The 11,509-nt window shown below is 56.7% G+C and carries 14 protein-coding genes and 1 tRNA gene; all 15 read left to right on the top strand.

Going from position 1 to position 11,509, the window contains the following annotated elements:
* Positions 1 to 120: 120 nt before the first annotated feature.
* The 15 genes from HBO09_RS18945 to HBO09_RS18875 all read left to right on the top strand — a co-directional run bounded on the left by HBO09_RS18945 (position 121) and on the right by HBO09_RS18875 (position 11,509).
* On the top strand, positions 121 to 1,845 hold the full coding sequence (locus HBO09_RS18945) for a tetratricopeptide repeat protein (protein WP_169996187.1): 1,725 nt from the start codon (positions 121 to 123) through the stop codon (positions 1,843 to 1,845).
* 4 nt (positions 1,846 to 1,849) lie between these two features.
* Positions 1,850 to 2,467, top strand: coding sequence for a lipoprotein insertase outer membrane protein LolB (lolB, locus tag HBO09_RS18940; RefSeq protein ID WP_169996185.1), 618 nt, complete (start codon positions 1,850 to 1,852; stop codon positions 2,465 to 2,467).
* Between the two features lies 1 nt (position 2,468).
* On the top strand, positions 2,469 to 3,317 hold the full coding sequence (ispE, locus tag HBO09_RS18935) for a 4-(cytidine 5'-diphospho)-2-C-methyl-D-erythritol kinase (protein ID WP_169996183.1): 849 nt from the start codon (positions 2,469 to 2,471) through the stop codon (positions 3,315 to 3,317).
* A gap of 37 nt (positions 3,318 to 3,354) precedes the next feature.
* Positions 3,355 to 3,429, top strand: a tRNA-Gln gene (locus tag HBO09_RS18930).
* A 45-nt stretch (positions 3,430 to 3,474) separates the two neighbouring features.
* On the top strand, positions 3,475 to 4,416 hold the full coding sequence (locus HBO09_RS18925; protein ID WP_003171603.1) for a ribose-phosphate pyrophosphokinase: 942 nt from the start codon (positions 3,475 to 3,477) through the stop codon (positions 4,414 to 4,416).
* 138 nt (positions 4,417 to 4,554) lie between these two features.
* Positions 4,555 to 5,160, top strand: coding sequence for a 50S ribosomal protein L25/general stress protein Ctc (locus HBO09_RS18920; RefSeq protein WP_029295688.1), 606 nt, complete (start codon positions 4,555 to 4,557; stop codon positions 5,158 to 5,160).
* Positions 5,161 to 5,328: 168 nt separating this feature from the next.
* Positions 5,329 to 5,913, top strand: coding sequence for an aminoacyl-tRNA hydrolase (gene pth, locus HBO09_RS18915; protein WP_003208389.1), 585 nt, complete (start codon positions 5,329 to 5,331; stop codon positions 5,911 to 5,913).
* 22 nt (positions 5,914 to 5,935) lie between these two features.
* The gene (gene ychF / locus HBO09_RS18910) at positions 5,936 to 7,036 is read left to right on the top strand and encodes a redox-regulated ATPase YchF (protein WP_057437736.1); all 1,101 of its coding nucleotides are present in this window, start codon (positions 5,936 to 5,938) and stop codon (positions 7,034 to 7,036) included.
* A 425-nt stretch (positions 7,037 to 7,461) separates the two neighbouring features.
* Complete coding sequence (locus HBO09_RS18905; protein ID WP_169996181.1) at positions 7,462 to 8,385, top strand: sigma 54-interacting transcriptional regulator; 924 nt, start codon at positions 7,462 to 7,464, stop codon at positions 8,383 to 8,385.
* A 189-nt stretch (positions 8,386 to 8,574) separates the two neighbouring features.
* A complete protein-coding gene (locus HBO09_RS18900; RefSeq protein ID WP_169996179.1) occupies positions 8,575 to 8,775 on the top strand; it encodes a hypothetical protein in 201 nt (66 codons plus the stop codon).
* Between the two features lie 110 nt (positions 8,776 to 8,885).
* Positions 8,886 to 9,251: a hypothetical protein gene (locus HBO09_RS28995; protein ID WP_262381284.1), complete on the top strand. Its 366-nt coding sequence runs from the start codon at positions 8,886 to 8,888 to the stop codon at positions 9,249 to 9,251.
* 6 nt (positions 9,252 to 9,257) lie between these two features.
* Positions 9,258 to 10,049 (top strand): type III secretion inner membrane ring lipoprotein SctJ, encoded by a 792-nt coding sequence (gene sctJ / locus HBO09_RS18890; protein ID WP_169996177.1) that lies wholly within the window; start codon positions 9,258 to 9,260, stop codon positions 10,047 to 10,049.
* Positions 10,042 to 10,599, top strand: coding sequence for a type III secretion protein (locus HBO09_RS18885; RefSeq protein WP_169996175.1), 558 nt, complete (start codon positions 10,042 to 10,044; stop codon positions 10,597 to 10,599). Before sctJ ends, HBO09_RS18885 begins: the two co-directional genes overlap by 8 nt.
* A gap of 5 nt (positions 10,600 to 10,604) precedes the next feature.
* A complete protein-coding gene (gene sctL / locus HBO09_RS18880; RefSeq protein ID WP_169996173.1) occupies positions 10,605 to 11,195 on the top strand; it encodes a type III secretion system stator protein SctL in 591 nt (196 codons plus the stop codon).
* Positions 11,196 to 11,290: 95 nt separating this feature from the next.
* Positions 11,291 to 11,509: a hypothetical protein gene (locus tag HBO09_RS18875; protein WP_169996171.1), complete on the top strand. Its 219-nt coding sequence runs from the start codon at positions 11,291 to 11,293 to the stop codon at positions 11,507 to 11,509.

The following is an 11,509-nucleotide window of genomic DNA, read 5'->3' as shown; positions in this document are numbered from 1 at the left end:
TTCGCGAGCAAGCTCGCCCCTACAGGGAGAGCATTTAAGGCAATCCGAGTGCCCCGGTTATGTTTGGCCGAGGGCTTGTGTCATGATGATCCGACCGCAGGTTAGTCGTCCTCTTCCTATATGAATAGATCTTCCGCGTTGCTCCTTGCCCTTGCCTTCCTCGGCGGCTGCCAGTCCATGGCCCCCGTATCGCCGCAGAGTCCTGCGCCGGTGGAAGACAGCACCCCCGCCCCTGAAAAACCCAAGGTTTATTCCTCGTTCAGCGAAGAAACGGTGTTCAGCCTGCTGAGCGCGGAGCTCGCCGGCCAGCGCAATCGTTTCGACATTGCCCTGGATAACTACGTGACCCAGGCCATCAACACCCAGGACCCGGGGATTTCCGAGCGAGCATTTCGCATCGCCGAATACCTGGGCGCCGACCAGGCTGCCCTGGATACCGCGCTGATCTGGGCGAAAAACGCCCCGGACGACCTGGAAGCCCAGCGTGCCGCGGCGATCCAACTGGCGCGGGCCGGGCGCTACGACGACTCCATGGTCTATATGGAGAAAGTCTTGCAGGGCAAGGGCGATACCCATTTTGACTTCCTCGCCCTTTCAGCGGCCGATACCGACCAGGACACCCGCGACGGCCTGATGAAGAGTTTCGACCGCCTGCTGCAAAAGCACCCGAGCAACGGCCAGTTGGTATTTGGCAAAGCGCTGCTGCTGCAACAGGATGACGAACCGCAAGCCGCCCTCAAGCTGCTGGAGCAAAACCCGCCGGAAGAAGGCGAAATCGCCCCACTGCTTTTGCGCGCACGCCTGCTGCAAAGCCTAAACCGGGGCAAGGAAGCCTTGCCGCTGCTGCAAAAGAGCATCAAGAAGTATCCGGACGACAAGCGCCTGCGCCTGACTTACGCACGCATGCTGGTGGAACAAGACCGCATGGAAGACGCCAAGGTGGAGTTCGCCAGCCTGGTCCAGCAATACCCGGACGATGACGAACTACGCTACTCCCTGGCGCTGGTCTGCCTGGAAGCCAAGGCCTGGGAAGAGGCCAAGGGCTATCTGGAAGACCTGATCGCCCGGGAAAGTCATGTTGACTCGGCCCACCTGAACCTGGGGCGCATCGCCGAGGAGCGGGATGATCCGCAAGGCGCGCTGATCGAATACGCTCAGGTCGGCCCTGGCAACGACTACCTGCCGGCGCAACTGCGCCAGGCCGATATCCTGATGAACAACGGCCGTACCGACGAAGCCGAAAAACGCCTGGCTGCTGCCCGCGATGCCGAGCCGGACTATGCCATCCAGCTGTATCTGATCCAGGCCGAGACCTTGTCGGCCAACAATCAAGGGGAGCGCGCCTGGAAAATCCTCGCCCAGGCCCTGCTGCAATACCCCGACGACCTGAACTTGCTGTACACCCGCGCCATGCAGGCCGAGAAACGCAATGACCTGGCGCAGATGGAAAAGGACCTGCGCCTGATCATCAAGCGCGATCCGGACAATGCCATGGCACTGAACGCCCTGGGCTACACCTTGTCAGACCGTACAACGCGCTACGCCGAGGCCAAGGCCCTGATCGAACAGGCGCACCAGCTCAACCCGGAAGACCCGGCAGTGCTGGACAGCCTGGGCTGGGTGAATTACCGCCTGGGCAACCTCGACGAAGCCGAACGCCTGTTGCGCCAGGCCCTGGAGCGGTTCCCCGACCAGGAAGTCGCCGCACACCTGGGCGAAGTGCTCTGGGCCAAAGGCAACCAGCGCGAAGCCCGAAAAATCTGGGCCAAGTTCCTCAAGGAACAACCCGACAGCCCTATCCTGCGCAGCACCATCAAGCGCCTGACCGGATCCGAGACTCTTTAATTCTATGTTTTTGCGCCACGCCATCGTTTTCAGTTTTATCGCCCTGCTCGCCGGTTGTACGGGCTTCGGTGCCCGTGAGTCCGTCGAAGGCCAGGGCAACCCGGCGCAATGGCGCCAGCACAAGGATCAGCTCAGCAGCATTGATGGCTGGCAGATCGAAGGCAAGATCGGCGTGCGCGCACCGAAGGATTCGGGCAGCGGCACCTTGTTCTGGCTGCAACGCCAGGACTATTACGACATCCGCCTCTCTGGCCCCCTGGGCCGTGGCGCCGCACGCCTGACCGGGCGACCGGGGCAAGTTAGCCTCGAAGTGGCCAACCAGGGCCGCTATGAAGCGCCATCCCCGGAGGCATTGCTTGAAGAGCAGGTCGGCTGGAAGTTGCCGGTCTCGCACCTGGTCTGGTGGGTTCGCGGCCTGCCCGCGCCTGACAGCAAGAGCCGCTTGAGCCTCAATGGCGATAGCCGCCTGGCCACTCTGGAACAGGATGGCTGGCAGGTTGAGTACCTCAGTTATGTGGAACAGAGCGGCTACTGGCTGCCCGAACGTATCAAGCTGCACGGCAGCAACCTTGACGTCACGCTGGTGATCAAGGACTGGCAACCACGCAAGCTGGGGCAGTGACATGACCGAACGCCTGACCCTGCCCTCTCCGGCCAAGCTCAATTTGATGCTGCACATCCTCGGTCGTCGTGAAGATGGCTATCACGAGTTGCAGACGTTGTTTCAATTCCTCGACTACGGCGATGAGATGACCTTCGCCGTACGCGACGACGGGGTGATTCAACTGCACACCGAATTTGCCGATGTGCCCCACGACAGCAATCTGATCGTGAAGGCGGCAAAAAAACTCCAGGAACAATCCGGCTGCCCGCTGGGCATCGATATCTGGATCGATAAAATCCTGCCCATGGGTGGCGGCATCGGCGGCGGCAGCTCGAATGCCGCAACCACCCTGCTCGGTCTCAATCACTTGTGGCAGCTGGGTTGGGATGAAGATCGCCTGGCCGCACTGGGCCTGACACTGGGCGCCGACGTCCCGGTTTTTGTGCGTGGACACGCCGCATTTGCTGAGGGTGTCGGGGAAAAACTCACCCCTGTTGAGCCCGAAGAGCCGTGGTATGTCGTGCTTGTTCCGCAAGTATCTGTAAGTACAGCAGAAATTTTTTCAGATCCGTTGTTGACACGTAACTCTTCTCCCATTAAAGTGCGCCCCGTTCCCAAGGGAAACAGTCGAAATGACTGCTTACCGGTGGTAGCAAGGCGTTACCCAGATGTACGTAACGCATTGAATTTGCTAGGTAAATTTACCGAAGCAAAACTCACCGGAACTGGAAGTTGTGTGTTTGGGGGCTTCCCAAACAAAGCTGAAGCTGATAAAGTCTCGGCCCTTCTTACAGAGACCCTTACAGGGTTTGTAGCAAAGGGAAGCAACGTTTCGATGTTGCATCGCAAGCTGCAAAGTCTGCTCTAAAAGGAACCGAGTACTGGGTACTCGTTGCAACAGATACAGGGGCGTCGCCAAGCGGTAAGGCAGCAGGTTTTGATCCTGCCATGCGTTGGTTCGAATCCAGCCGCCCCTGCCATTTTCTATACTCATCCAGGTTACCCTCAGCCTCTAGGTACTGCGCGTGTCCAAGATGATGGTCTTTACGGGGAATGCTAACCCCGATCTGGCTCGGCGTGTTGTACGTCAGCTGCATATCCCTCTCGGTGACATCTCTGTCGGTAAATTTTCCGACGGCGAGATTACAGCCGAGATCAATGAAAATGTCCGCGGTAAAGATGTTTTCATTATTCAGCCGACTTGCGCTCCGACCAACGATAACCTGATGGAACTCGTCGTGATGGCTGATGCCTTCCGCCGCTCCTCAGCGACTCGAATCACAGCTGTAATCCCTTACTTTGGTTATGCCCGTCAGGATCGCCGTCCGCGTTCCGCACGTGTGGCTATCAGCGCGAAAGTCGTCGCTGACATGCTGACCGTGGTAGGTATCGATCGTGTTCTCACGGTTGACCTGCACGCTGACCAAATCCAGGGGTTCTTCGATATTCCGGTAGATAACATCTACGGCTCCCCCGTACTGGTGGATGACATCGAAGACCAGCGCTTTGAAAACCTGATGATCGTGTCCCCGGACATTGGTGGCGTCGTGCGTGCACGAGCTGTTGCCAAGTCCCTGGGCGTGGACCTCGGGATCATCGACAAACGCCGTGAGAAAGCCAATCACTCTGAAGTGATGCATATCATCGGTGATGTCGAAGGGCGTACCTGTATTCTGGTCGATGACATGGTTGATACCGCCGGCACACTGTGCCACGCGGCAAAAGCCTTGAAAGAGCACGGTGCGGCTAAAGTCTTCGCCTACTGCACACACCCTGTGCTGTCGGGCCGAGCGATCGAGAACATCGAGAACTCCGTGCTGGACGAACTGGTGGTGACCAACACCATCCCGTTGTCCGCCGCTGCTCAAGCCTGTGCGCGTATCCGTCAACTGGATATCGCACCGGTTGTTGCTGAGGCGGTTCGCCGTATCAGCAATGAAGAATCGATCAGCGCGATGTTCCGCTAAGGGTCAAACCTTGGCAGCATCAACCTGACGAAAAGCGCCCCGCCCCAGCACCATGCTGGGGCGGGGCTTTTTTGCCCATATCGCCTTTAGCGCTGGTCGCAAACGCTGGGGCGAATGTGGTTATTTTGGAGATACAACATGAACGATTTTACTTTGAATGCTGAACTGCGTTCCGACCTGGGGAAAGGTGCGAGCCGCCGCCTGCGTCGTCTCGCAAGCCTGGTTCCAGCTGTAGTTTACGGTGGCGAAAAAGCCCCTGAATCCATCAGCATGCTGGCTAAAGAAGTTGCCAAACTGCTCGAAAACGATGCTGCCTACAGCCACGTTATCGAACTGAACGTTGGCGGCAAAAAGCAGAACGTTATCATCAAGGCTCTGCAACGCCACCCGGCCAAAGGTCACGTACTGCACGCTGACTTCGTACGCGTTGTTGCTGGTCAGAAACTGACCGCTATCGTGCCTGTGCACTTTGTTGGTGAAGAAGCTCCGGTCAAGAAAGGTGGCGTTGTTTCCCACACCACTACCGAGCTGGAAGTAAGCTGCCTGCCGAAAGATCTGCCTGAGTTCATCGAAGTCGACCTGTCGGCTGCTGAAATCGGCACCATCATTCACCTGTCCGACCTCAAGGCCCCTAAAGGCGTTGAGTTCGTTGCACTGGCTCACAACGACGACAAGGCTGTTGCCAACGTCCACGCGCCACGTGTTGTAGCAGAAGATGAAGCAGGCGAAACCGCTGCAGAGTAATGCTCTCTGCAGCGTCGGAGCTTGAGGAAACATCGCGGACCGAAACGTAGCGAGAAAGCGGGCGATAACGCGAAGTTTATCTCTGGATAAGTGAGCTCCTGTCGTCCACTTTCGCCGCAACGAGGTTGCGGCGATGTTATCCACAACTCCAAAGGAAGGGCCCCTGTCGTGACTGCCATCAAACTGATCGTTGGCCTGGGAAATCCAGGCGCCGAATACGAACAGACCCGGCATAACGCGGGGGCCCTTTTTGTTGAGCGCATCGCCCACGCCCAAGGCGTCAATCTTGTGGCCGATCGCAAATATTTTGGCCTGACCGGACGCTTCTCGCATCAGGGTCAGGATGTTCGTCTGCTGATTCCCACCACCTACATGAACCGCAGCGGCCAGGCTGTCGCGGCGCTTGCGGGGTTCTTCCGGATCAAACCCGAAGAAATCCTGGTGGCCCATGACGAACTGGACCTGCCACCTGGCGTTGCCAAGCTCAAGCAAGGCGGCGGCCATGGCGGTCATAATGGCCTGCGCGACATCATTGCGCAGCTGGGCAATCAGAATACCTTTTACCGTCTGCGGCTCGGCATTGGCCACCCAGGCGTTGCCAGTATGGTTTCAAATTTCGTCCTGGGTCGTGCGCCACGCGCCGAACAGGAAAAACTCGATGCCAGCATCGATTTTGCCCTCGGCGTGCTGCCGGATATCTTCGCCGGTGAATGGAACCGTGCGATGAAAAACCTGCACAGCCAGAAGGCCTGACTTTTTTGCGAGGGGAAACACCATGGGATTCAATTGCGGCATCGTCGGCCTACCTAACGTCGGCAAGTCCACCCTGTTCAACGCCCTGACCAAGTCCGGTATTGCGGCGGAGAACTTCCCCTTTTGCACCATCGAACCCAACACCGGTATCGTGCCGATGCCCGATCCGCGCCTGGAGGCCCTGGCCGCCATCGTCAATCCCAAGCGCATCCTGCCGACCACCATGGAGTTCGTCGACATCGCCGGCCTGGTAGCCGGTGCGTCGAAAGGTGAAGGCCTGGGCAACAAGTTCCTGGCCAACATCCGTGAGACCGATGCCATCGCTCACGTGGTCCGCTGCTTTGAAGACGAGAACGTGATTCACGTCTCCAACAGCGTCGACCCGAAACGCGATATCGAGATCATCGACCTGGAACTGATCTTCGCCGACCTCGACAGCTGCGAGAAGCAACTGCAAAAGGTGACGCGTAATGCCAAAGGCGGCGACAAGGACGCAGTGGTGCAGAAGGCCTTGCTGGAGCAATTGATTGCTCACTTCACCCTGGGCAAGCCTGCACGCAGCCTGATGAAGAACATGAGCGTCGACGAAAAGGCCGTGATCAAGGGCTTCCACCTGCTGACCACCAAGCCTGTGATGTACATCGCCAACGTGGCTGAAGACGGCTTCGAGAACAACCCTCTGCTCGACGTGGTCCTGGCCATTGCCGAAGAAGAAGGCGCGATGGTTGTGCCGGTTTGCAACAAGATCGAAGCGGAAATCGCCGAGCTGGAAGACGGCGAAGAGAAAGACATGTTCCTCGAGGCCCTGGGCCTGGAAGAGCCTGGCCTGAACCGTGTGATCCGTGCAGGCTACGAAATGCTGCACCTGCAGACCTACTTCACCGCCGGCGTCGAAGAAGTCCGTGCCTGGACCGTCAAGGTCGGCGCCACCGCGCCACAGGCTGCGGGCGTGATCCACACCGACTTCGAAAAAGGCTTTATCCGCGCCGAAGTGATCGCCTACAACGACTTCATCCAGTTCAAGGGTGAAGCCGGGGCCAAGGAAGCCGGTAAATGGCGCCTGGAAGGCAAGGAATACGTCGTCAAGGATGGCGATGTAATGCACTTCCGTTTCAACGTGTAACGCTTGACCGACGGCACCTGCCGCCCACAAAAAAGCCGATGCCCTGCATCGGCTTTTTTGTGGGCGGCTCATTTACGACATGGACTTTCCAGCAACTGCAGCACCGCGTGACATATCAAGACACTGTTATGTATTTTAATAAAATGCACATGAAGAGCTACAAACAGACACTTCATGTACATAACTTACCCATTAAATAATAATCATAAAATATTTAGGACTTCCCCTACACAGAACTGCAAACACCATTCCTACAAAAACTTGAATATTCCTCCAACTCAAGTTCCTTAACAATCCAAACAAAACAATGACCTAGCCCACTCTCCTTTCGCAATGACAACCTGGACATTTTCCGGTCTACTGCCCCATATCACTAGCAAATTCAAACAATAGTGAAGCGACAACTCTATTGGAGCAATAGCAACATGTCGGCCTCCTATCAAAGTGAAGTTGAACCAGATACCCCGTTCAATGATTGTCCAGACATCGAGACAACCATCAATAACACCGCCCCGCTCAACATCGACATTCTGCTGCTTGGGGAAACAGGCACTGGCAAGGACACCTTGGCGCAACGTGTTCATTGCCTTTCAGGACGACGGGGGAACTTCGTCGCGGTCAACTGTGCGGCCATACCGGAGAGCCTTGCCGAAAGCCAACTCTTCGGGGTCAACAGCGGCGCCTACACCGGGGCCATGCAATCGCGTGCAGGTTCTGTCGAAGCCGCGCATCAGGGCACCTTATACCTGGACGAAATAGACAGCATGCCACTTCCCCTGCAAGCCAAGTTGCTGCGGGTATTGGAATCCAGGGGGGTTGAACGCTTGGGCTCGACTCGGTTTATCCCCGTAGACATGCGCGTCATTGCGTCTGCCCAACAGTCCTTGCATGAGATGGTCGTTCAAGGCGCCTTCAGGCGCGATCTGTATTTTCGCCTGAACGTGGTCAACATCAACCTCCCGCCACTCAGGCAGCAACCCGAACGCATCATCCCCCTGTTCCTGAAAATGATCCGGCAGGAGGCTGAGTACTTCAAGTGCCCAGTGCCCTCACCTCCCAACGCTCTGCTTTCACAACTGCTTTGTCATTCCTGGTTGGGGAACGTGCGCGAACTACGTTCGACAGCCAAGCGCTTCGTCCTGGGACTCCCCCCCCTCTGTGCTGCGGTAACAAAGCGCCAGGAGTTGGAATTGCCGCTCAAGGAGCGTCTACAACAAATCGAGAAAGTGCTGATTGAAGAGTCGCTGAACCGCCATGCCCATAATGTTGATGGAGTGGCCGTCGAGTTAGGTGTGGCCAAGCGCACGCTCTATTACCGAATGAAGCAACTGGAAATATCACTGACATAACTGCGTTGCATAGCGAACGGGCAACGCTCTGGAAAAGTTACACCTTTTGAAACATACCCTGACGATGCAATTGGAACGCATACATTTCCTGCGCCACATAAATTATGGACAGCGACACTCGATGTGACACATCACCTCTCAACATCGCTTAAGTCCAGAGAGATCAACGTTAAATACGGAGTAAACAATATGACTATTGGTGCAATGGGCTCTTACGGGTCGACCCCTTACGGTAGCAGCACAGGTGGCATGACAGCAGAGGAGGCGGACGCAGGCATTGAAGCTGCAGAAGCGAAAAAGAGGGCTGACGGTGTGAAAAACGCATGGAAAACTGCGGTAAACCAAAACACCGCAGGTATCAAAACAGCCTCTGATGCTCTGCGTCTGTAATCAGTCTGGCGCCCCTCTGACCTTCCTCGCAACGGGTTGCGGGAAGGTCACTTCAGCCACTTCATCAACAACAATAAGCCCCCCCAAAATACTGACGTAATAGGCGCCATATGTTTATAGGACGAGTACGCTCTGCTGAACATGATCATCTCAGTGGTTCCTCAAGCGCACAGGAATCATCAATCGCCCATAGCGATGTCAACTATTTCGCCTCGATCATGGAGCCCTCCGCACAACCTAGTGCGGCGACAAACTACACGACGCCACAAAGCATGCTTTCCGAAGCATCCGACCGGTTGAGTTCTGTCACCCAGCGCATGACCAAAAGTCTGCGAGCCTTGAGCGGCGAGAATAAATTTGATGAAGCGCGAAAGTATCCGGAGCAACTTTCCGACACGTTGCTGCTGACGCAAATTCTCGTTAAAAGTGTCGGAAAAACCGCACAAGGCATCGATAAAATCTGCAACCTTCAGTAGATAAACATGACTCGCCTACGGTTTATTACGTTAACGCTAGCGTTGTCATTCATGCTCAATGCCTGCAGTGACCGCGTCGAACTTCACCGCCAACTCTCCGAGCAGGAAGCCAATGAAGTCATCGCGGAGTTGGCAGACAAGCATATACGCGCCACCAAAGTCCCCGCCAAAGACGGTGTGGTCGTCGTGGTCAATGCCTCCGATATCGGGCGGGCCGTACGTACCCTGGAAGCCGTCGGGTTGCCCAAGACAGCCCGCGCCACCCTGGGCGATACCTTTCGCAAGGAAGGGGTCATCTCAACCCCGCTCGAGGAGCGAGCGCGCTATATCTATGCCTTGTCCCAGGAACTGGAAACCACGCTATCGAACATCGACGGCGTCATCGTTGCCCGCGTACACGTAGTGCTGCCCGAGCGGGTTGCACCGGGCGAACCGGTACAACCGGCTTCTGCATCAGTGTTCATCAAGCATGACCCTCGGCTTGACCCCGACAACATCCAGGCCCGTGTGCGCCGGATGGTCTCCAGCAGCATTCCTGGCATGACCAACGCCGTCGAAAATCCGCAAAAACTGACGGTGGTATTCGTTCCGGCGACAGCCTATCTGGAGCAGCAACGCCTGGCCTATTTCGGTCCGTTCCTGGTGCCGGGCGATGACGTTGGCTTTTGGCGGGCCAGCGTCACCTTCACCATGATCGTTTTAGTGCTGCTCATTATCGCCGTGACGTTCTGGCGGATCAGGGGTCAGCGAGCGCTGCCGCATGCCCAAACGAGCGGACCATCCTCGCACGATGAGTAACCTGGCATGGGCCCAGTGGTGGGCAACCCCCTGGCTGCATTCACGTGAAGATTGGCGAACGGCTGATGAGCACACGGCACGCAGTGCACTTCATCACAGCCGACACCTGTGGGTAGCCAGACTCTACGGTATAGCCCCCTGCCTGCCACCCACGCCTCAGCCCACACTGCTGCAACTGGCGCTCGCCTCGCCGGAGCAACTTGACCTGGTGCTGGCGTTGATTGACAGCGCGTGTCGCCCGGCCTACGCAAGCGCGTTGAATGAAAACCTCCACCAGTGGTGCAACAGACTGTCCAAGGCATTGCCTCCAGATATGCTGCAGCCCGATGACGACCCCTTGCAACTGCTACGTACCTGGGTCAGCCCTGCCACCTGGCAACGCATCAGATTGAGATTCCCTCGCCGACGCGTTCTGGAGCTGGAGAAAAAAGCCCTTTCGCTCGGTGACTCCTACAGCCGCCTCGATACCCTCTGGCATGCCGTGGTCTGGCGTATTGCGACGATCCACAGCGACGGCAACGCGCCTAGCACCAAGGACCATGGAGACTGAACAGAATGTTTTGCCGACATAAAATCGACTTGCCCAAAGGTTCCGCCGCCTTTACCGAAACCCTGATCCCCCGCGAAACCCTGGCCAATTACGCCCATGCCCATAACACGTTGGAGCATGCCAAGGCCCAGGCCAGGCAATTGCTGAAGCTGGCAGAAAAGCAGCGGGAAAAACTGCTGGAGCAGGCCGGCCTTGAAATCTGGCGACGTGCCGATGCGCAGTTCAAACGCTGGGAGGTCGAACGCCAGGCGATGTACGACAACCTCGAACGATATGCCTCTTCAATCGCCAACCAGGCGATTCATCTCCTGCTGGAAGATACGCCCCCGCCACAACGCATGGCAGCGTTGATCAGACAATTGATGGCCAGCCAGGTGCCGATGGTCAGGGCGGCATTGCTGTGCCACCCGCAGGAGCTGGAGGCCGTACGGCAGGCTCTCGCCGACCACAACAACACACTCTGGGCGCTACGTGCTGACGATACCGTCAAACCCCAGACCCTGCTGTTACAAACCGAAGAAGGGGACTTTTGCATTGGCTGGGCCGCCATGCGCGACAGTTTTCTAGACCCCAGCAGCACACGGTTGGATGCCTGATTTTCAACCACGTACATGCCCCAAATAAACGGCTACATCTGGAACCAATTCGAAATACAAACCACAGAGAGGAAACACAAAAAAGGAGCAAATCCATGAACTACTACTCAGGTTACAGAGAGCAACTTCTTAGCGATGCGAAGCGCAGCAGAAACGATGTACGCGATTTGATGGAGCAGAACTCTGGATCCCCGGAGGACATGGATTTGTTCTATGAACTGGTGATGACCAACCGTAAATCCGAACACGTTTTCAATGAACATATCAGGGCAAGACATATGCTATTGAAGGCGGGCCTGGACAGCGGGCAATAA

It is taken from the genome of Pseudomonas sp. WS 5027 (genome assembly GCF_012985695.1).
Lineage (GTDB): Bacteria > Pseudomonadota > Gammaproteobacteria > Pseudomonadales > Pseudomonadaceae > Aquipseudomonas > Aquipseudomonas hygromyciniae.
The sequence above is the reverse complement of the archived record's forward strand: the minus strand, read 5'-3'. Positions and strand labels throughout refer to the sequence as shown.